The sequence below is a fragment of the Sphingomonas sp. genome (genome assembly GCF_036677245.1).
GTDB lineage: Bacteria > Pseudomonadota > Alphaproteobacteria > Sphingomonadales > Sphingomonadaceae > Allosphingosinicella.
In genome coordinates this window covers 1-18024 of sequence record NZ_JAKFCG010000056.1, presented here as the reverse complement: position 1 = coordinate 18024, position 18024 = coordinate 1, and the positions used below count along the sequence as shown (strand labels likewise).

At 68.1% G+C, this 18024-nt stretch carries 25 protein-coding genes; 11 read left to right on the top strand and 14 right to left on the bottom strand.

Annotated elements, in window-relative coordinates; genetic code table 11:
- Positions 1-147: 147 nt before the first annotated feature.
- The gene (locus tag V6M48_RS06450; RefSeq protein ID WP_332811710.1) at positions 148-528 is read right to left on the bottom strand and encodes a hypothetical protein; all 381 of its coding nucleotides are present in this window, start codon (positions 526-528) and stop codon (positions 148-150) included.
- Positions 529-646: 118 nt separating this feature from the next.
- On the opposite strand from V6M48_RS06450, the gene V6M48_RS06445 reads away from it, so the two are divergent.
- The 3 genes from V6M48_RS06445 to V6M48_RS06435 all read left to right on the top strand — a co-directional run bounded on the left by V6M48_RS06445 (position 647) and on the right by V6M48_RS06435 (position 3509).
- Positions 647-1126 carry a glutathione peroxidase gene (locus V6M48_RS06445; RefSeq protein WP_332811709.1) on the top strand — a complete coding sequence of 160 codons (480 nt, stop codon included), beginning with the start codon at positions 647-649 and terminating at the stop codon, positions 1124-1126.
- 323 nt (positions 1127-1449) lie between these two features.
- Entirely contained in the window at positions 1450-2772 is a 1323-nt protein-coding gene (locus V6M48_RS06440) for an ammonium transporter (RefSeq protein WP_332811708.1), read from the top strand.
- Positions 2769-3509 (top strand): glycosyltransferase family 2 protein, encoded by a 741-nt coding sequence (locus V6M48_RS06435; protein WP_332811707.1) that lies wholly within the window; start codon positions 2769-2771, stop codon positions 3507-3509. Before V6M48_RS06440 ends, V6M48_RS06435 begins: the two co-directional genes overlap by 4 nt.
- Here V6M48_RS06435 and V6M48_RS06430 read toward each other — a convergent pair.
- The 7 genes from V6M48_RS06430 to V6M48_RS06400 form a co-directional block, all read right to left on the bottom strand.
- Positions 3491-5332 (bottom strand): glycosyltransferase family 2 protein, encoded by a 1842-nt coding sequence (locus V6M48_RS06430; protein WP_332811706.1) that lies wholly within the window; start codon positions 5330-5332, stop codon positions 3491-3493. The two genes, V6M48_RS06435 and V6M48_RS06430, sit on opposite strands and share 19 nt — an antisense overlap.
- 34 nt (positions 5333-5366) lie before the next feature.
- The gene (locus V6M48_RS06425; protein WP_332811705.1) at positions 5367-6101 is read right to left on the bottom strand and encodes a glycosyltransferase family 2 protein; all 735 of its coding nucleotides are present in this window, start codon (positions 6099-6101) and stop codon (positions 5367-5369) included.
- Between the two features lie 8 nt (positions 6102-6109).
- Positions 6110-6565, bottom strand: coding sequence for a PqqD family protein (locus tag V6M48_RS06420; protein WP_332811704.1), 456 nt, complete (start codon positions 6563-6565; stop codon positions 6110-6112).
- Between the two features lie 79 nt (positions 6566-6644).
- Complete coding sequence (locus V6M48_RS06415; RefSeq protein WP_332811703.1) at positions 6645-7286, bottom strand: SOS response-associated peptidase family protein; 642 nt, start codon at positions 7284-7286, stop codon at positions 6645-6647.
- 79 nt (positions 7287-7365) lie between these two features.
- The gene (locus V6M48_RS06410; RefSeq protein WP_332811702.1) at positions 7366-8556 is read right to left on the bottom strand and encodes an extracellular catalytic domain type 1 short-chain-length polyhydroxyalkanoate depolymerase; all 1191 of its coding nucleotides are present in this window, start codon (positions 8554-8556) and stop codon (positions 7366-7368) included.
- A 117-nt stretch (positions 8557-8673) separates the two neighbouring features.
- On the bottom strand, positions 8674-9081 hold the full coding sequence (locus V6M48_RS06405) for a low affinity iron permease family protein (RefSeq protein WP_332811701.1): 408 nt from the start codon (positions 9079-9081) through the stop codon (positions 8674-8676).
- A gap of 89 nt (positions 9082-9170) precedes the next feature.
- Positions 9171-9557: a hypothetical protein gene (locus tag V6M48_RS06400; protein WP_332811700.1), complete on the bottom strand. Its 387-nt coding sequence runs from the start codon at positions 9555-9557 to the stop codon at positions 9171-9173.
- Between the two features lie 229 nt (positions 9558-9786).
- On the opposite strand from V6M48_RS06400, the gene V6M48_RS06395 reads away from it, so the two are divergent.
- Both V6M48_RS06395 and V6M48_RS06390 read left to right on the top strand, forming a co-directional pair.
- A complete protein-coding gene (locus V6M48_RS06395; protein ID WP_332811699.1) occupies positions 9787-10386 on the top strand; it encodes a CC0125/CC1285 family lipoprotein in 600 nt (199 codons plus the stop codon).
- Positions 10387-10437: 51 nt separating this feature from the next.
- Complete coding sequence (locus V6M48_RS06390; protein WP_332811698.1) at positions 10438-10686, top strand: KTSC domain-containing protein; 249 nt, start codon at positions 10438-10440, stop codon at positions 10684-10686.
- Here V6M48_RS06390 and V6M48_RS06385 read toward each other — a convergent pair.
- The 6 genes from V6M48_RS06385 to rarD all read right to left on the bottom strand — a co-directional run bounded on the left by V6M48_RS06385 (position 10683) and on the right by rarD (position 14192).
- Positions 10683-11096: a hypothetical protein gene (locus V6M48_RS06385; protein ID WP_332811697.1), complete on the bottom strand. Its 414-nt coding sequence runs from the start codon at positions 11094-11096 to the stop codon at positions 10683-10685. The two genes, V6M48_RS06390 and V6M48_RS06385, sit on opposite strands and share 4 nt — an antisense overlap.
- 76 nt (positions 11097-11172) lie before the next feature.
- Positions 11173-11700 (bottom strand): hypothetical protein, encoded by a 528-nt coding sequence (locus V6M48_RS06380; protein ID WP_332811696.1) that lies wholly within the window; start codon positions 11698-11700, stop codon positions 11173-11175.
- A gap of 8 nt (positions 11701-11708) precedes the next feature.
- Positions 11709-12044, bottom strand: coding sequence for a DMT family protein (locus V6M48_RS06375; RefSeq protein ID WP_332811695.1), 336 nt, complete (start codon positions 12042-12044; stop codon positions 11709-11711).
- Between the two features lie 8 nt (positions 12045-12052).
- Positions 12053-12676, bottom strand: coding sequence for a YdeI/OmpD-associated family protein (locus V6M48_RS06370; RefSeq protein WP_332811694.1), 624 nt, complete (start codon positions 12674-12676; stop codon positions 12053-12055).
- Positions 12677-12772: 96 nt separating this feature from the next.
- Complete coding sequence (locus V6M48_RS06365; RefSeq protein WP_332811693.1) at positions 12773-13129, bottom strand: hypothetical protein; 357 nt, start codon at positions 13127-13129, stop codon at positions 12773-12775.
- A 145-nt stretch (positions 13130-13274) separates the two neighbouring features.
- Positions 13275-14192 (bottom strand): EamA family transporter RarD, encoded by a 918-nt coding sequence (gene rarD, locus V6M48_RS06360; RefSeq protein WP_332811692.1) that lies wholly within the window; start codon positions 14190-14192, stop codon positions 13275-13277.
- A gap of 201 nt (positions 14193-14393) precedes the next feature.
- On the opposite strand from rarD, the gene V6M48_RS06355 reads away from it, so the two are divergent.
- The 6 genes from V6M48_RS06355 to V6M48_RS06330 form a co-directional block, all read left to right on the top strand.
- Positions 14394-15062, top strand: coding sequence for a DUF4893 domain-containing protein (locus tag V6M48_RS06355; RefSeq protein ID WP_332811691.1), 669 nt, complete (start codon positions 14394-14396; stop codon positions 15060-15062).
- A gap of 57 nt (positions 15063-15119) precedes the next feature.
- Positions 15120-15503, top strand: a complete 384-nt coding sequence (locus tag V6M48_RS06350) for a ribose-phosphate pyrophosphokinase (RefSeq protein WP_332811690.1) — start codon at positions 15120-15122, stop codon at positions 15501-15503.
- Between the two features lie 59 nt (positions 15504-15562).
- Entirely contained in the window at positions 15563-16222 is a 660-nt protein-coding gene (locus tag V6M48_RS06345; protein WP_332811689.1) for a hypothetical protein, read from the top strand.
- An 85-nt stretch (positions 16223-16307) separates the two neighbouring features.
- Positions 16308-16682: a fluoride efflux transporter CrcB gene (crcB, locus tag V6M48_RS06340; protein WP_332811688.1), complete on the top strand. Its 375-nt coding sequence runs from the start codon at positions 16308-16310 to the stop codon at positions 16680-16682.
- Positions 16679-17800, top strand: coding sequence for an RluA family pseudouridine synthase (locus tag V6M48_RS06335; protein WP_332811687.1), 1122 nt, complete (start codon positions 16679-16681; stop codon positions 17798-17800). The genes crcB and V6M48_RS06335 overlap by 4 nt, the downstream gene beginning before the upstream one ends.
- A partial coding sequence (locus tag V6M48_RS06330) for an HAD hydrolase-like protein (protein WP_332811686.1) occupies positions 17797-18024 on the top strand: 228 nt, incomplete at its 3' end. The genes V6M48_RS06335 and V6M48_RS06330, both read left to right, overlap by 4 nt.

The following is an 18024-nucleotide window of genomic DNA, read 5'->3' as shown; positions in this document are numbered from 1 at the left end:
GCTGTATCGTGAGCGCCGATTTTCCGCTCGATCAAGAGCAGGCTGCGCTGAGGTGGACTCGCAGCCTGCGCTAAATGTTTGATGCCGCATTGCTGTTTGCGAAAAGCCGGTACCCATCTTTTCGCGCGCTGCTTTCGCGGATCAAGTCTACTCGCGGATGACCTTGGCGATTGCCTTCGCCGCGTTGGTGCGGTTGTTGGGCAAACGCTGCTGGCTCTTGGGCTTCTTCTTCTGGCGCGGAAGCTTGACGCTCCGCGCCGCCGGCAGCGCCGGGCCAGCGACGCTGGCGGTCTGGAGGGCCTTCTTGCGCGGCTGCTCGATCCGCCAGTTGGCGGTATGCAGCGCCTGGTTCATGGTCACGGCCTTCTTCTTGCGCGGCTTGTTGAGGCTCCACTTGGTGGTGAGCATCTCCACGCTCTCGCCTGATGCTTCGGTATCAGCTTCGACTCCGACTTCGGCTTGCGCGAACGCCGCTGCGGGAAGCGCTGCCGCGCAGACGAGGAGCAGAAGGATCGCGGAGCGTTTCATTTTCCGTCTCGAAGCGTCATGATCGGAGCGGGGCAGTTTACGCCACGGCGGCGGCGGCGGCAACGGCAACGGCAACGCGGGGCGCGGCGCGCCGCACCGCGCCAGCAAAGGAGTGAACATGAGCGATCTCGCGGACATCAAGGTCAAGGCCCCTGACGAGAGCGAAACCGACCTTTCCGCCTGGCGCGGCAAGGTGATGCTGATCGTCAACACCGCCTCGAAATGCGGCTTCACGCCGCAATATGCCGGGCTCGAGACCTTGTGGCGCAAATATGCCGACCAGGGACTGGTGGTGCTCGCCTTCCCCTCCAACGAGTTCGGCGGCCAGGAGCCGGGCACCGCCGAGGAGATCGCCGATTTCTGCGCGACCCGCTACGACGTGACCTTTCCAATCTTCGCGAAGGTCGAAGTCAACGGCGCCCGGGCGGCGCCTTTGTTCCAGGTGCTCAAGGAAGAGGCGCCCGGGCTACTCGGCTCGAAGGCGATCAAATGGAACTTCACCAAGTTCCTGGTCGACCGCGAAGGCAATGTCGTCCAGCGCTACGCACCGACGACCACCCCCGAGCAGATCGAGAAGGACATCGTGGCGTTGTTGTAGAAGGGGGCGCGCGAGAAGCCCCTCCACCACCCTGCGGGTGGTCCCCCTCCCCCGGAAAACCGGGGGAGGAATTGAGGTGCGAGAAGCCCCTCCATCACCCTGCGGGTGGTCCCCCTCCTCCAGAAAACCGGGGGAGGAACTAAGCGCGAGAAGCCACATCATTCCTCCCCACGATTTCGTGGGGAGGGGGACCGCGAAGCGGTGGAGGGGCTCGGTGGCGCACGTGGCAAATAGCACCCCGGAGAACCCCGTTTCGACGGGGGCTTGCGTCAGCCCAAGCGAAGAGGCAAGCCTGAGAAAATATAAGACGGTGGGGGGGGATGATGAGCAACTTTCTCGGGCGCTTGCCGCGCCTTCTTGCCTTCGTGGGGCTGAGCGCATTGGCGGGCGCCGCCCAGGCAGCCACTCCCGCGCTTCCGCCGATCGATCACGGCGATACCGCCTTGCTGATCTTTTCGTCGGCGTTGGTGCTGTTCATGACCTTGCCCGGGCTGGCCTTGTTCTACGGCGGCCTGGTGCGCGCCAAGAACTTCCTCTCGGTGCTGATGCATTGCTTCGCGCTCGCGGCGCTGATCTCAATCCTGTGGTTCGCGGGCGGCTACGGCCTTGCGTTCGGCACCGGCGCCGCCGGCGGCGGCGGCTGGATCGGCGACCTCGGCACCGCGACCCTCGCCGGCCTGCAAGGCGCGCGCGCCGGGCTGACCGTGCCCGAGAACGTGTTCGCGCTCTACCAGATGATGTTCGCGATCATCACCCCGGCGCTGATCATCGGCGCTTTCCCGGAGCGGGTGCGCTTCGGCTGGGTGATGATCTTCTCGGGCGCGTGGCTGCTGCTCGTCTACGTGCCGGTCGCCCATTGGATCTGGGGCGGCGGCTGGCTGGCGGCGCGCGGCGCACTCGACTTCGCCGGCGGCATCGTCGTCCACACCACGGCCGGCATCGCGGCGCTGGTGCTGGCGATCATGATCGGGCCGCGGCGCGGCTTTCCGAACACGATGATCCCACCGCACAGTCCGGCGATGACGATGGTCGGCGCGGGCATGCTCTGGGTCGGCTGGTTCGGCTTCAACGGCGGCTCGGCGCTGGCGGCGAACGCGCTCGCCGGCGACGCCTTGATCGCGACCCATCTCGCCGCTTCGGCCGCGGCGCTGACCTGGTCGCTGCTCGAGCGGATCAAGGTCGGCAAGGCGACCTCGGTAGGGCTCGTCACCGGCGCGATCGCCGGGCTTGCGACGGTGACTCCGGCCGCCGGCTATGTCTCGCCGATGGGCGGCGTGGCGCTCGGCGTGATCGCCTCGCTCGCCTGCTTCGCCGCGGTGCTGACGATCAAGCAGCGCTGGCGGATCGACGATTCGCTCGACGTGTTCGCGATCCACGGCGTCGGCGGGATGATCGGCTCGCTGCTGCTGGCGGTGTTCGCGAGCAGCGCGCTCGGCGGCAGCGGCGTTGCCGACGCGCGCGGCATCGGCGGCCAGCTTGGGGTGCAGGCGCTTGCGGTCGGCGTGACGGTGCTGTGGTCGGGACTGCTGACCTTCGTCATCGCGCGCATCGCGGCGATGATCGTGCCGATGCGGGTCGACTCGGAAGCCGAGCATGACGGGCTCGATCTTTCGAGCCACGGCGAGCGCGCCTATGACTTCGAATGACCGGAACGCCTGACGCGGGCAACCGCCCCGAGTTGACGGTGGTCATCCCGGTACGCGACGGCGAGCGGTTCATCGAGCAGGCGATCCGGTCCGTGCTGGCACAGCTCGGCGGCGGCGACGAATTGCTGATCCTCGATGACGGCTCGACTGACGGCACGGCCGCGCTCGCGGCGGCGATCGGCGACGCGCGAACTCGCATCATAGCCTCCCAAGCCAAGGGGGTTTCGGCCGCCCGCAACCTTGGCCTCGCGGCCGCGCGCGGCGAATATCTCGCTTTCCTCGACCACGACGATGTCTGGCCGCCGGGGCGTCACCAAAAGTTGGCGCAAGCGTTGCGCGACAATCCCGCAGCCGGCGTAGCCTATGGGCGGATCAGGGTGCGGGCGGAGGCAGATGCGACTCAGCCGGGGCGCGGTGCCCGGCTCGATGGTCAGCATCTTCCAACCCAAATCGGCGCGAGCCTGTTCCGGACCGCGGCCGTGCGAGCGGTGGGCGGTTTCTGCGAGGAGCTGCGCATCGGCGAGGACATCGACTTGCACCACCGGCTGACCGAGGCGGGCGTGATTGCAATCCGGTGCGAGTGCGAAGCGCTCATCTACCGAATGCACGGGAGCAATGTTACCAACGACGATGCGGCGGTCCGGCAAGCCTTGATCGAGGTCGCGCGGCGGCGGCTATCGCGAGCGCAACGGGCGCGGGTCCAAAGCCATGTCGAAGCTCAATCCGGCTCTGAGTGAAGCGGCTGGGCCGAAGCTCTTGTTTTGCGCGATTTCGGAATAGTCAGCTGATCGACTGCATTCGAGAGAACGTCGCCTTCGGGAGAGGCCCGGTGGCGAGCGACCGCCGCCCGGAACAGGCCGAGCGGCATCAGCTCCCGCGGGTCGCGCGCGAAGGTCACATTGTCCTCGTGGCGGCGCACGAGCAACGTGATCGCATCGAGCCGCTCGATACGCAGCCGATTTTCACGAACCCGCATGAACCAGTCGGTATCTTCGGCGAAGCGCAGGCTTTCGTCGAACGGCCCGACCTGCTCGAACGCGCTGCGGCGGACCAGCGCAGCGCCGATATAGAAGGGAAAGCTGCCGGGGGCGTCGCCGACATAGAGCCACTCGCCGCTTTCCGGCTCGCGCGCGACGAGCTGGCCGTGGCCGGTGGCCACCGCCAGCTCGGGCGCCGCGAGCGCCGCCAGACGCGCGCCGAGCGAGCCTTCCGGCCAGAGATCGTCGGCGTCGAGAAACGCCAATATCTCCCCATTGCTGTGGCGGAGGCCATGGTTGCGCGCTGCCGCAGGGCCGAGGTTGGGCTGCTTGAGCAGACGCGCTTCGACCGGCAGCGCCGCGACGGCGGCCTCGATCGCATCGGTCGAGCCGTCGTCGACCACGATCAGCTCGAGCGGGCGATGCTGCTGGGCGAGGATCGAACCGACCGCATCGGCCAGGAAATGGGCGCCGTTGTGGACGGGGATGATCACGCTGACCAGCGGCCGGGCATGCGGCTGCGCGGCCGGCGCCGGCGCGGGAGCAGGAGGGGCGGGGGCAGGAGGGGCGGCAAGGAAGGCCGCCAGCCGCGCCGCGCGCTGCTGCGGGTCGGAACCGGTCGAGAGGCGGTACGACGGCAGCCGGTCGAGCAGTCGATCGATGAAGTGCAACGTCGGCGGGCCGGCGTGAGGAAGCTGCGCGAGCGTGCCGAAGCTCAGCGCATCACGCATCGCCGCTCGCGGCAAGGGCTCGATCCTGGTCTCCCGATGATCGCCGTATCGAGGGATCATCGCCGCCTTGAGCGTGAGCGAGCGCGCGGATGAGGGATCGAAGACCAGATCGCCCGCACCCGCCGCTTTGATCCTTATGGTGCGGTAGAGGCTTTGCGCGGTCGGCTCCGGCTCGAGCGTAACCGCGACATGATCGCCGCCGGCCGTGAGGAGGCCGTCACCAAGCGAGGCGAGCGCGGCAGTCGTGCTGCCGACCGCACCCCCTTCACCAGGCCCGCCAGCGATCAGGATAGCGCCGTCGGCGGTGCCGACCGCCGCTGCCTTGAGCAATTGGGCGCCCTGCTGCTCGAGCCACCAGTGGAGCAAAGTGCGCAACGGCGCGCCGCGAACGTGGGGCGAAAGCTGGGCCGCCGCCGGGGTCCAGAAGATGCCGACTTGCGCGGCGGTGTCGAGCAGGCTGAGCGAGCGCTCGTTGAAGTCGTAAGCGCTGCGGACGCGGCGGCTCAGCATCGTCCAGATGTCGCCCCGGCCGGTGAAACAGGTCGGCGGGCAAGGTGCCGGCGCGGCCGCGACCCGGCTCGTCTCGCTCTCCCACACGTGGATCAGCAGGCTCGGGACAAGCAGGTCGGCGGCCTCTTCCGCAGGGACGACGCGGTGCGCAAGCGCGGGCAGCAATGCGCCGCGCAGCATCGCGCCGGCGAAGCGAATGCGGATGCGTGTGCCGACCAGCGCTAGGTCGACGTCGAGCGTGCCGCAGGCTTGTTCGGCGCGGAGCGCGCGGGCAAGGACCGCCTCGAAGAAGCTCCGCTGCTGCGCCTCGCTCTGGGGCGGCAGATCGGCGCCGTTGATCATCGCCGGGGAAGGGACCAGGGAAGCACGGGGCGCATCACGCGGGGCCGGACCGTCTCAGTCGCAAGGTCGAGCGGATGGCGCGCAGATAATGCGCGCGTAGCGCCGCTTCGTCATAGACGCTGTTGCTGTTGTGGATACGCCGCCTGAGGACGAGCCGGTCGATGCCGATGCCGGCGATCCCGGCCTGCTGCGCGCGGGCGAGCCACTCCATCACATAGCCGAAATTGATGCTCGGATCGAAGCCGCCGAGCCGGTCGAACACCGAGCGGCGGAACAGGCTCGCGCCGAGCATTCTGCCGGTCACCGGGGGCGCGTCGGCAATGCGCCGGCTGGGATCGAGATCGGGGCTGGGAAACTGGTCGACCGCGCCGTAGCAATAATCTTTCTCCGGATGCGCGTTCAACGCCTCGAGCCGCAACGCTAGGCTGTCGGCGGGCCAGAGATCGTCAGCGTCGAGGAAGGCGATCAGACCTCCGCGTGCAATCTCGAGTGCGAAATTGCGGCCGGCGGGGTCGCCCTGGTGGGCGCGGCGGACGAGGCGCAGCTGCGGCACGCGCATCGCCTCGACGATCGTAGCGCTTGCATCGGTCGAGCCGTCGTCGATGACGATGATCTCGTCGGGCGCGCGCGATTGCGACAGAGCGGATGCGACCGCTTCCGAGATATAGAGCTCGGCATTGTAGCAGGGAATGATTAGGCTGATCCGGTCCTGCCATTGCGCGTCTTTGGCCCCTGCATTGCCCCCCGCCGGGGCTGCCGACCGCGCCATCGCCGCCGTCAGCCCGGCTTGCGGTTCGAAACCGGCCAGCCCGCGTCGTCGACATCGTGGATCGGATCGAGCAGCAGGATGTCCTCCATGTCGGAAAACAGCTCGATCGTGGGAGCGGAATAAGCGCCGGTGCCATCGCCCCAATCCGGCTGCGAGCGTCCAGCCCCATTCCCCCCGTTCGTCGCATCCTCGCGCGTGCATGGCCGCACCAGATCGTGGCCGAGGAGCTGCTCGATGAACTGGCCGACGTCGCGGCGGGCGTCCTCGATCGAAAGATCGAAGCGCGTGGCGAAGGCTGCCGCAATGTCCTCGACCGGCACCTGATGCTCGATTCCGGCCCAGATCAACGCGCCGCTCCCGGGAATGCTGAAATAATGGCCCGAGGTCATGTTGAGCACCACCGCTTCATTATCGACGATCTCGCCAAATACGGTCGGAGCATTGATCTCATAGACGCCAGACACATTGTTTCCTTCGCATCCAGAGCAGGGGCTCAGGCTTAGCATATCCTCAAGCGGGCCCGGCGCAATGGTGCGCCGCCGCTCACCGGGCGCCGCTTGCCGGGGCGACGTTCGCCAGCGCGACGTCGAACGTGCCGGGCGGCGAGGGCCTCAGCACTTCGGCGGCGGGAACGGCGGGATCGAGCCAGCGGCCCCAGTCAGCGCGCTCGATGACCACGATCTGGCGGTTGTGATAGGGCGCGATGTCGGGCCCGGGATCGACCGTGAGCATCGTGCAGGCTTCGCCGACCGGCGAATTACGCCACAGGCCGGCGATGCCGAACCACTCCTCGTCGGGCTTGGTGAACAGCCAGCGATCCTTGCGCGCGCGCTTCTTGGGCGCTGTCCCCAGTTCTGGGCCCGGCCCTGCTGCGGCTTCGGTATATTCGTAGAAGCCGTCCGCGACGATCAGGCAGCGGCCGCTCGGGAATTCACGGCCTTCGGCACGATAGTTGAACACCGGCTTGCCGGTCGGCCCCGGCCAGCTCCAGCGCCGCTGGACGAGCTCGGCCGCGCCGGGCTCGTCGCGGCTGGCGCGGATGATCGCGGTCGGATCGCTGATGCGGATGCTGTCGAGCGGCGCGAGGTTGGGGAGGCCCTCGGGAAAGCGCAGCGGAATGCGTGTCTGCGACCAATCGCCGGGGATCTGCCCGAGCGCGACGAGGCGGCGATGTTCGTTGCACATGACACCCCTCATAGCGCCCGCCGGGTCGCTTGCGAGGGGCTGCGCCGACTTTCCTTCGCAATTGCGGCGGCGGCCGGACCTATTTCATCAGGCCGGCGGCGCGCAGCGCATCTTCGATCACCTTCTGAACGCCGGAAGCGGGGGGCTGCGCCTGCCGCTCTGCAGCAGCGGGCGCCTCGAACGCTACCGGAGCGAGCGGCACGGCGGCTAGCGGGCCCGGCCCTTGTGCGGGAGCCGGCCCTTGTGCGGGAGAAGGACTCGGCTCGGCGGCCGGCGTCGGCTTGGCCGCTTCGGACGTCGCCGGGATGAGGCCGAAGAAGGCGGCGATGCGGTCCGTCGAACTGATCCTCGCGTCGAGCATGTGTGCGCCGGCCTGGCCCGACTGGCCCTCGCCCTCGCCCGGCATCAGCGGCGTGCCGTGCGCCATGCCGGTGATGTCGTAGCGCTCGATCACCGCCGCACCCGCCGCATCGTGCCAGATGTGGTGCGGATAGCCCTCGACCTGCTCGGTCAGGCTCGGCGCGGGCGGCAGGCCGTGGAGCTGCGACCATTGCAGCACGATCGCGTCGGCGTTGCTCGGCGCGACTGTGGTGTCGGCGCTGCCCTGCCAGACCGAGACGCGCGGCCACGGGCCCTTGTGCGGCGATGCGCGGCGGACGTTGCGGGCGAGCTCCTCGGCCGGCGCGCGCGCCCGTCCGCCCATGCAGTCGAACGCCTCACGCACGTCGCTCGCGCAGCCGTACGGCAGGCCCGCGATGATCGCGCCGCCGGCGAACAATTCCGGATAGGTGGCAAGCATCACCGAGGCCATCGCGCCGCCCGCCGACAGGCCGGTGATGAACATTCGGTCGCGATCGATGCCGTGCGCATCGCGCATGGCCGCGACCATCGCCGCGATCGAAGCGGGCTCGCCCATCCCGCGCTGGCTGTCGCCGACCATGAACCAGTTGAAGCAGAAATGGGCGTTGTTCTCGCGCTGCTGCTCGGGGAACAGCAAAGCGAAGCGATGGCGGTCCGCGAGCCGCGACCAGCCTGACCCGCGGTCATAATCGGCCGCATGCTGGGTACAGCCGTGCAGCACCACGACCAACGGTGCGCCGGGCTCCAGACCTTCGGGCACATAATAAAGCGCGCGCAAATTGCCGGGGTTCGGCTTGACCGGCGCAAGCTCGGACAGCCGGATAACTCCATCGGGATTGGCGCCGCCGTTGAGCGGGCGCCTGAGCCCCTTCGTTCGGCTCGTGGGGATGTTGCTGTAAGGCAGGTGCATCGGACTCCTTCCACTCATCGCCCGAAGCTCGCGCGGCACTGCTGATAATGATCTGCTAGGAGTTTTGTTGCACTGCAGCAAATGCGCAGTGGCGACGCACCCGTGCAGAATGCGCACTCAGCGGCGGCTGAGCAGCCGGTCCACGGTCTCGGTCGGCCGCCGGCCAGGCGGCGCGGCGGCGACCTCCTCCTCGAGCTTGCGCCTGATTTCCTCGACCTGAGTATCGGTAAGATGCTCGATGCCGACGAATTCGGCCCGTGCGCCCTCGAGCGCGCGGATCAGCTCGTCGAGCTTCGCCTGGATCGCGGCGGCGTCTCGATTCTGGCTGTTCTGGATCAGGAACACCATCAGGAAGGTGACGATCGTGGTCGCCGTGTTGATCACCAATTGCCACGTGTCCGAATAACCGAACAGCGGGCCGGTCACCCCCCAGATCAGGATCACCGACAGCGCGATGATGAACGATGCCGGCTGGCCCGCGAAGGCGGCGATGCGCGAGGCGATGGCGGTGAACAGCCTGTCCATGCGCCGCCCATAACCTATTTTAGTTTGCGGCCGAAGCGCTACGTCGCCGGCGTCCCGGCGCGATACGTTCGGGTGACTGGTCGGCTTGGTCAGCGAGCGGCTTGGCCAGCTCGGGCGCGGGCGGCCTCGATGTCGCTGCCCTTGATCACCTGGGCAGCGCCGTTGCTGCCGATCAGGATCACCCAATTGCTCGCCTTGTCGCAGGTCGCGACCCAGGTCGGCGCCCCTGCGGAGTTGCCCTGATAGGACGAGCTGTCGACATGCTGGCAGTCGAAGCCGGCGTCGCGGATGGCGCGGATGAAGACGGCGTTGCGTTCGCCTTCGGCCATCGCAGCCAGGCGTGCCTGGGTGTCGCGCTGCGCGTCGGCGGCCGCTGCCGCCGGCTGCTGTGCCTGCGACCCGCCGCGGTCGCATGCCGCCAGCGCCAGCAGGGCCGCGGTTGCGGCGAGGGTCATTGTCGGGATCATCTTGCGCATGTCACCCTCCTTCTCTCTGGCCGTTCTCTCTGGCCGTTCTCTTTGGCCCTTCTCTTTAGCCCTTTTCCTTGGCCAGTCTCCCTTCGGCCGCTCCGCCCCGCCGATCGCTCGTCAGTCGTCCGATCCGTGAAAGCCGCGCATCCTAGTCTGTTCCGTGGCCTCTCGCAGCCGGAACGGCGCTGCGGGGTGCGCGTTCTTTGAACATTCAACGCTTTCAAGGATTTGTGCCATGTTTACCGACACCATCTCGCCAAGACGGCGTGCGTCGCGATTTCTTGCAGGAGCCTCGCTCGCCGCGGCGCTGCTGCTGTCCGCCTGCGCCACGCCGACGCCCTACCAGCCGCTGACCCGCGGCGCGCAGGCGAGCGGCGGCTACAGCGAGCAACGGCTCGAGGACAATCGCTTCCGCGTCACGTTTCGCGGCAATTCGCTCACCTCGCGCGAGCAGGTCGAGAATTATCTGCTGTTCCGGGCATCCGAGCTCACCCTGCAATCGGGCTATGACGGCTTCACGATGGTGACTCGCGCGACCGATCCGCGGACGCGCACCAGCGTCTCCTCCTACGGACCCTACGGCCCCGGCCCGTGGGGTTATTGGGGCCCGTCGTGGCGCTATTACGGCGGTTACGGGTGGCACCACTGGGATCCGTGGGGCCCGGATCCCTTCTGGGCCGATTCGGTCGACGTGCGCACCGTCACCAGCTTCGAAGCGAGCGCCGAGATCGTCATGTTCCGCGGCCGCCGCGCGAACGATCCGCAAAGCTTCGATGCCCGCCAGGTGATCGCCAATCTCGGTCCTCGGATCAGCTACCCGCGCGAGTCGCGCTGAGCGCGGCGGAGCGGCGGCGAGCCCGGCGGGCGGCAAGCGCCGGCCGGGCTGATGCCCTCGACCGTCATCCGCGCACTCGCTTACCACCCGGAACGGCGGGAGCTGGAGGTGCTGTTCACCACCGGCCGGCGCTACATCTTCCACGATGTGCCGCCGCCGGTGGGCGAGGCCTTTCGAACTGCCCGGATCAAGGGACGCCATTTCAACGCCCATATCCGCGGCCGCTATGCCTTCACCGAAATCGAGGAGGAGGCCAGTGAGGAGGCGGTGCCCGGCAGGCCCGCCGAGGAAAAAAACTAGCTCTTAGCCGGCGAGGCGGCGCATTCGGGCAGACCCAATTGCTTCGCCTCGTTGCAGGCGCGCACCTGGACGATGCCCGAAGGCGAGATGTAGACTGCCCAGTCGCGGTTCGAGCAATGCGCGACCCACATCGCCATGTTCTGATAATCCTGCTGATAGGTGCTGCCCGAGATGCGCGGGCATTGCCCGGCATCGTCCTGCACCGCGCGCATCAACGTCAGCATCCGGTCGCGCTCGTTGAGCGCGAGCAATTTCTCCTGGAACGGGTTGGGTTTGACCCTTTTGGCAACCTGCTGCGGCGGAGCACCGCCCTCGCTCCCCCCGCCGCCGCCGCCACCGTCGCAGCCGCCGAGCGCCAGCGCGAGCACCGAAACAGCCGAAACGGCCAAAGTGCAAAGTCTCACCTTCATATCCTCCGATCCGGACCAACGATAAAACCAACCCGTCGAACGGTCGAGAGGTGCCGGCGTGCCATGGCGGCCATGGTCATTCGCTGGTGTAGATGCGCCAGCGGCGCTGGGCGGCGGTCGCGCCGGGGACGCGGTTCACCCGGCGGAGCGTGACCGTGCCCGCCGAGCCGAAGCTGTCGCCGTTCTTCATCTGCCCGTAGAGCTGGACCGGGATCTCGACGTAGGACGATCCGGCTGCGCCCTGGACCTCGCTCGGATTGCCGACGGTGGCGTGATATTCGGCATAGTCGCCGAAATGGGCCGCGAAATCGGAAGCATCGCCGGCATCGCTCTCCCAGCGCAGCCGCCACGCCTGCTCATATTGGCCCGCCTCGATCAGCCGATAATAGGTCTTCAGGACGTCGGCGGCCGCCCGCGCGTCGGCCCCATCCGGCGGCGCTTCGGGCGCCACCTCCCGTGGTGTGACGTCCGATGCGGGAGCCGGTGCGGGGCCCGCCGGCCGACGCTCGACGGCAGACGCGTTCGATGCCTGCGTGGGGTGCAACGGCTGTTCATCGCTGCGCCCGCAGCTTGCCGCCACGCCCGCCAGCAGCAGGATCGGCACGCGAGGATTCATCGGCCGACGAATAGGAAGGCGACCGCGGCCATGATGCAGGCGAAGGCCGCGACATGGCGCCAACTGAGCGGCTCGCCGAGCACCCAGACCATGAACCCGCCGAACACCAGCAACGCGATCGCTTCCTGTGTGATCTTGAGCTGGCCAGCGCTCCAGCCGCCTGCGTAGCCGATGCGGTTGGCCGGCACCGCGAAGCAATATTCGACCAGCGCGATCCCCCAGCTGATCAGGATCACGAGCAGGATCGGCTTCGCCATCCCGCCTTTCAGATGCCAATACCAGGCGATGGTCATGAAGACGTTCGAAAGGAGCAGCAGCAGGATCGTGGGCATTGACCGCTCTAGCTCCCGTGCTTCCAATGGCGCTTCTTGCCCTCGGCGAGCCACGCCACGGCCTGCGCGATCCGCCTCGCGCGTGTCTCGGGTCGCTTCGCCTCGACGATCCACTCGACATAGTCGCGGCGCGCCGCCGCGGTGAACTGCCCGAAGGTGGCGGCGGCAGCGGCATCGGCATCGAGCGCCGCGCGCAAATCCTCCGGTGTCCCCGGCGGCGGCCGGGGCCGCCGAGCGGGCTTGATGCCTTGGTCGGTGAGCGCCATCGCCTTGTGGATCAGTGCGGCCAGCGACTCGTCGTCGGGCAGGTCGTCGATCGAGCGGATCCGGCCGAATTGCCCCATTGCGCCGCCTCGGGATCCGACACCGCCGCCGCCATCTTCGCCGCCACCTCCGCCGCTCTGGCCGGTGACAAGCTCGCCCTTGGGAAAGACCAGGGCGACGTGGGACTTGAACGACGCGGTCAGCACCAATTGCTCGCCCTTGTAGAGGAAGGCCGGCATGTTCCACTTGATCGTCTCTTCGGCCGCGGGGCAGGCGGCGTGGATCGCGGCGCGCAGATGGACGAGGATCGGCTGCGCGAAAGCCGCCGCGGCGGCGATATAGGCATCGATCCGGGGATCGCGGGACATGAGAGGCTCGCGGCAGTGGATGGGGGGCGCGATCATCGCGCCTCGGCGCGCGCGCGGCAAGCGCCTCTCGGGCCGATCCGGCCCGTTACCGCCCGATCAACCGGTGCGGCGCATCTCGTCCGTCGCTGCGACCAGCCGCGGCGGGTTGGCGCGCCAGAACGTGCGCAGGTCGATCGAGTCGGAGAAGCGACCGCCAAAGCGGTTGCCGACGCTCCAGCGGACGCTGGCGAGCGACCAGCCGATGCCCGGCAGATAGAGCATCACGTCGCTGCCGATCACCATGCCGAGCGGGGCGTCGGCCATGAAGCCGCGCGCCGAGATGTTGCGCACGTCGACCGCGATGTCGGGGCGGCCGGCAACGCGCATCTGGGTGGCGAGCAGCACGCGTACGCGGTCAGGCTTCCTGACGTTGTAGCGGTCGACGCCAAGCTGGTGCGCGGTCTCGATGCTCATCCACAAACTCCCCCGGGGCAACGGCCAAGCTCTAGCCGCTGTTTGCGAAGAGAGGATGTTATGGGATGCCTAGCCGCGCGTTAACTTCGTTCGGCGAAGGCGCGGCGCGAGGCGCCGATCGATGCCATGCGGTTGGAAAGCGACCTTACGCCTGGGCTGCCGCGCGTTCGCGGGCCGCGGCGCGGCCGGAACGCGCGCTGTCGACCGCGAACACCGCAAGCGCCGTCCAGATGAAGGCGAAACATATCAGGTGCGGAATGGTCAGTGCCTCGCCGAAGATGAACACCGCGATCAGGAACTGGAGCGACGGCGAGATATATTGCAGGAGCCCGATCGTGGTCAGCCGCAGCCGCCGCGCCGCGGCGCCGAAGAACAGCATCGGCGTCGCGGTGATCGCGCCGCCGAGGATCAACAGGACGTCGGTCCGCGTGTCGCGGCCGAAACCGCTCTCGCCCATCTGCTGCAGCCAGAGGACATAGGCCAGGGCAAAGGGCGAGAGCAAAAGCGTCTCGACCGTCAGTCCCTCGATCGCGTCGACCGGGATGATCTTGCGGACATAGCCGTAGAGGCCGAAGCTGATTGCGACCGAAAGGCTGATCCACAGATGCTGGACGGCGCCGGAGCTCGTCGCGAGCACCAGCACGCCGATCGCGCCGAGAGTGATCGCGACGATCTGCGCCTTGGTGAGCTTTTCCCTCAGCAGCACCACGCCGAGCAGCACGTTGACGAGCGGATTGAGATAATAGCCGAGGCTGCCGGCGAGCGCGTGGCCGTTGACCACCGCCCAGATGTAGACCAGCCAGTTGATCGCGATCAGGACGGCGGTGGTGGCCAGCGCGGCCATCAGCCTGGGATTGAGCAGGATCGCCTTCAGCGACGACCAGCGTTTCCACAAGGTCAGCAGCGCGGCGAGGAAGATCAGCGACCAGAGCAGGCGCTGCGCGACGATCTCGCTGGCGAGGACGTTGCTGAGCGCCTTGAAATAGAGCGGGAGCACGCCCCAGGAGAGGTAGGCGCCAAGTCCGAAGAGAAGGCCGGCGCGGGCCCGCGCATGTTCGTCCATGAACGATTGCTAGCCGGGATGAGGGGGGCTGGATAGCCCGCGCCGACAAAGTCCGCAGGAAGGGTGGCGGCACCCGCTTTGTCATGCCGCTTCTGTCCTTTGCCGCGCCTGCCGAACAGCTCGTCCTGACAAGATGGCGTTAAGCTTGTTTCCCTCCGCGCGGCAGGATCAGTTCGATCGGCTTCGCGGTGGGGAAGAGCAATGCTTGGGGTGCAAGGCCAGATTCGAGCGCTGCTTGCGCTGTTGCCGTTGCTCGGCGGCTGCGCCCCGGCTCTGGTCGACAGGCCAGTGCGCGCGGTTTCGGTCGAGCTGATCGCCGAGCCCGAATGGCACCAGGTCGCGACCCCTGAGGACGAGGACAGGATCGGCCGGATCGATGATGCCTGGACGCGGGCGCTCGGCGAGGCGCGCGCGAAAGGCTTCCGCAGCGCGATCACCGGCGAGGGCGAGCTGCTCGATCCCGAGGCCGCGCTGCCGCGGCCGGCGCCATCGCCCGGGCCCTATCGGTGCCGGCTGATCCGCCTCGGCACTCAAGGCGCAAAGGGGAGGGGCGTCAGCGCCTTCACGGCGTTCAAGCCGTTCTTCTGCTATGTCGAAGCCGAGGGTCCGCTGCTGACCATCGTCAAGCAGACCGGATCGCACCGCCCGGCCGGCTGGCTCTATCCCGACAGCGACGAGAAAAGGCTGGTCTTCCTCGGCACATTGTCGTTCGGCGCCGAACAGGCCCCCGCCGCTTATGGCGAGCGACACGACCGGGACATGGCCGGCGTGGTCGAGCGAGTCGCGCCGTTCCGCTATCGGCTGGTGATTCCATGGCCGCGCGGCAATTCGAAGCTCGATGTGTTCGAATTGATCCCGGTCACCGAATAACCGGGGAGCTGCGGCTCATGCGATTTGCCCCATCGCGCGGATCGTCTAATCGAAGCCATGGCGCTTGCCGATCCTGAAGAGGTGCGCGCGCATCTCGTCGCCGCCGCGCGCACAGGCGCGGCGCTGACCTACGGCGCGCTGCTCGAGCAGCTCGGCTACGCCTTCTCGCGGCCGAAGATGCGCCAGCTGTGCGCGATCCTCACCCATGTCGACGAGGAGGGACGCGCCCGCGGCGAACCCGAGCTTGCAGTGCTGGTCGTGCGGCAGAGCGATGGCATTCCCGGCCAGGGCTGGTGGGCCGGCGGCGGCCCGCGCGAGCGCGGTTATCAAGGGCCGTGGGAGGGGCCGGAAGCGGCGCGCTTCGTCGCTGCGGTGCAGGCGGAAGCTTTCGCTTACTGGCAGTCCGAAATTGGGACAGTGGCGCCCCGGGCTCCACGTTAACCACTTACGCTCACCCATCGGCCTCGAAAGTCGGGCATAAAGGCGGTCGAGGAGCTTCTATGTCGATCCGCATCAGCAAATTCCTGTCGCCCGTCTCCCGAGCCATGCTCGCAACCATGCTTGTCGCGACGATGTCGCTGTCCGCGTGCAGCCGCAGCGAGGACGACGAACTGGCCAATCTCGACAACCAGCTTGTCGGCAACGAGGTCGATCCGGCCCTGACCAGCGCATTGGAAGACCAGATATTGGTCGATCCGACGCTCAGCCAGCAGTCGAACCGCAATGCGGTCCGCCGCGCCGGCACGCCGGTGCAGGGCCAGTATCCGGTCGACGCCCGCAGCGCATCGGTGATGCGCGACGGCGCCGCGATCGGCAGCGGCTGCGGCACCCAGTTCGATTATGCGATGGCCTGGGCGAACCGGCTGCCGGCCGCCTTCCCGGTGTTCCCCGGCGGGCGGGTGACCGACGCTGCGGCGAACAATGCCAACGGCTGCAGCATGCGTGTGGTCACCTTCACGACACAGCAGCCTCCCGCCACGGTGCTCGACTGGTACGATCGGCGTCTCGCCGGCGCCGGCTACAGCGCGGAGCGGCAGACGCGCGGTGCCGACCAGGTCCTCGGCGGCGTCAATGCAGCGGAGGATGGCGCCTTCTATCTGATCGTCACCCCCCGCGGCGCCGGCTCGGACGTCGCGCTTTTCACCAACAGCGGAAGATAAAAGCAGCCGCTGATCGCCTCCCGGCGTTCATCGCTGAGCTTTCGCCCACTGGCGAAGCGCGCCGCCGGCCGCTACATCGCCGGCGATGCCCAATCTCCTCCTCGTCATGATCGGCGGCGCTATCGGCGCCGGCTGCCGCTATCAGCTCAGCCGGTTCGCGCTGCATCAGGTCGGCGCCGCTTTCCCGTGGGGGACGTTGATCGTCAACCTGCTCGGCGGGCTGCTGATCGGGCTGCTTGCCGGCCTGTTCGCGCGCAGCGGCGGCAACGAGCCGCTGCGGCTGCTGCTCGCAGTCGGCGTCCTCGGTGGCTTCACGACCTTCTCGGCTTTCTCGCTCGAGACCTACGACATGATCGCGCAAGGCGCGCTCGCCGCCGCCTTTGCCTATGTGCTCGCGTCCGTTCTCGGCGCGTTGATCATGCTGGTTGCCGGCCTCTGGCTGGCGCGGGCGGCGGTATGAGCGAGAGCGCCGCCTCCGGCGAGGTCCGCCAGTTCACCGTCACGGGCGACGACGACGGCATCCGGCTCGATCGCTGGTTCAAGCGCAACCTGCCCGATGCCAGCTTCAACCTCGTCTCGCGCTGGGCGCGCACCGGCCAGCTGAGGGTCGACGGCAAGCGCGCGGGCCCCGGCGACCGGGTCGAGGCCGGCCAGGTCATCCGCGTCCCGCCGGCCGAGGCATCGGCGACCGCCCAGAGCCAGAGGATGAAGCCCGAGCGGCCGTCGCTCAGCCAGGACCAGATCGATTATGTGAACGAGATGGTGATCCACCGCGATTCGGCGGCGATCGTCGTCAACAAACCGCCCGGCCTCGCGACCCAGGGCGGCACCAAGACCAATGTCCATCTCGACGGCCTGCTCGACGGGCTGGCCGGGCCGGGCGAGCCGCGGCCGAAGCTCGTCCATCGGCTCGACAAGGATACCTCCGGCGCATTGCTGGTCGCGCGCACGCCGCGCGCCGCCGCTTTCTTCGCCAAGGCGTTCGCCGGCCGCGCCGCGCGCAAGGTCTATTGGGCGCTAGTGATCGGGGTCCCGCCGATCGCCGATGGACTGATCGAGCTTCCGATCGCCAAGCAGCCGGGCACCGGCGGCGAGAAGATGCACGTCGACGAGGAGGAGGGGCTCGAGGCACGCACCCGCTACCGGGTGATCGAGCGGGCCGGCAACCGCGCCGCCTGGGTCGAGCTCCAGCCCCATACTGGCCGCACGCACCAGCTGCGCGTCCATATGGCGGCGATCGGCCATCCGATCGTCGGCGACGGCAAATATGCCGGGCAGGAGGCGTTCCTGACCGGCGCGGTCAGCCGCAAGCTCCACCTCCACGCGCGCCGGCTGCGGGTCGACCATCCCGACGGCGGGCGGATCGACGTCAGCGCGCCGCTGCCGGTGCATTTCGCCGAAAGCCTCGCCACCTTGGGCTTCGATCAGGCCGCGGGCGATCTGCCGCTCGACGAGCCCCGCTTCTCGGAATCGCCCGAGGGCAAGCGCAAGGCCGTGAGCCAGGCCGCCAAAGCGCGGCGCAAGGAGCGCAAGGGCGAACGCCGCAACCGCGGGAGCGGCCGGGGAAGGGGCGCATGAACCGGCTCGCGCTCTTCGACTGCGACGGCACGTTGGTCGACAGCCAGGCGAATATCTGCCGCGCGATGGAGGATTGCTTCGATCGCGCCAAGCTCGCCCCGCCGAGCCGCGATGCGACCCGGCGGGTGGTCGGGCTCAGCCTGGTCGAGGCGATGCGCGCGATGCTGCCCGGCGCCGATCCCGACCTGCACCATGCGCTCGCCGAGGATTACAAGCTCGCCTTT

Bases quoted from the DNA above. Each gene is read 5' to 3' on its own strand.
- V6M48_RS06395 (WP_332811699.1), top strand. From the start codon at position 9,787: ATGTTTACCGACACCATCTCGCCAAGACGGCGTGCGTCGCGATTTCTT.
- rarD (WP_332811692.1), bottom strand. From the start codon at position 14,192: ATGGACGAACATGCGCGGGCCCGCGCCGGCCTTCTCTTCGGACTTGGC.
- V6M48_RS06425 (WP_332811705.1), bottom strand. From the start codon at position 6,101: ATGGCGCGGTCGGCAGCCCCGGCGGGGGGCAATGCAGGGGCCAAAGAC.
- V6M48_RS06350 (WP_332811690.1), top strand. From the start codon at position 15,120: ATGGCGCTTGCCGATCCTGAAGAGGTGCGCGCGCATCTCGTCGCCGCC.
- V6M48_RS06445 (WP_332811709.1), top strand. From the start codon at position 647: ATGAGCGATCTCGCGGACATCAAGGTCAAGGCCCCTGACGAGAGCGAA.
- V6M48_RS06410 (WP_332811702.1), bottom strand. From the start codon at position 8,556: ATGCACCTGCCTTACAGCAACATCCCCACGAGCCGAACGAAGGGGCTC.
- V6M48_RS06370 (WP_332811694.1), bottom strand. From the start codon at position 12,676: ATGTCCCGCGATCCCCGGATCGATGCCTATATCGCCGCCGCGGCGGCT.
- V6M48_RS06355 (WP_332811691.1), top strand. From the start codon at position 14,394: ATGCTTGGGGTGCAAGGCCAGATTCGAGCGCTGCTTGCGCTGTTGCCG.
- V6M48_RS06405 (WP_332811701.1), bottom strand. From the start codon at position 9,081: ATGGACAGGCTGTTCACCGCCATCGCCTCGCGCATCGCCGCCTTCGCG.
- V6M48_RS06430 (WP_332811706.1), bottom strand. From the start codon at position 5,332: ATGATCAACGGCGCCGATCTGCCGCCCCAGAGCGAGGCGCAGCAGCGG.
- V6M48_RS06435 (WP_332811707.1), top strand. From the start codon at position 2,769: ATGACCGGAACGCCTGACGCGGGCAACCGCCCCGAGTTGACGGTGGTC.
- V6M48_RS06440 (WP_332811708.1), top strand. From the start codon at position 1,450: ATGAGCAACTTTCTCGGGCGCTTGCCGCGCCTTCTTGCCTTCGTGGGG.
- V6M48_RS06385 (WP_332811697.1), bottom strand. From the start codon at position 11,096: ATGAAGGTGAGACTTTGCACTTTGGCCGTTTCGGCTGTTTCGGTGCTC.
- V6M48_RS06365 (WP_332811693.1), bottom strand. From the start codon at position 13,129: ATGAGCATCGAGACCGCGCACCAGCTTGGCGTCGACCGCTACAACGTC.
- V6M48_RS06450 (WP_332811710.1), bottom strand. From the start codon at position 528: ATGAAACGCTCCGCGATCCTTCTGCTCCTCGTCTGCGCGGCAGCGCTT.
- V6M48_RS06415 (WP_332811703.1), bottom strand. From the start codon at position 7,286: ATGTGCAACGAACATCGCCGCCTCGTCGCGCTCGGGCAGATCCCCGGC.
- V6M48_RS06335 (WP_332811687.1), top strand. From the start codon at position 16,679: ATGAGCGAGAGCGCCGCCTCCGGCGAGGTCCGCCAGTTCACCGTCACG.
- V6M48_RS06375 (WP_332811695.1), bottom strand. From the start codon at position 12,044: ATGCCCACGATCCTGCTGCTGCTCCTTTCGAACGTCTTCATGACCATC.
- V6M48_RS06390 (WP_332811698.1), top strand. From the start codon at position 10,438: ATGCCCTCGACCGTCATCCGCGCACTCGCTTACCACCCGGAACGGCGG.
- V6M48_RS06400 (WP_332811700.1), bottom strand. From the start codon at position 9,557: ATGCGCAAGATGATCCCGACAATGACCCTCGCCGCAACCGCGGCCCTG.
- V6M48_RS06345 (WP_332811689.1), top strand. From the start codon at position 15,563: ATGTCGATCCGCATCAGCAAATTCCTGTCGCCCGTCTCCCGAGCCATG.
- crcB (WP_332811688.1), top strand. From the start codon at position 16,308: ATGCCCAATCTCCTCCTCGTCATGATCGGCGGCGCTATCGGCGCCGGC.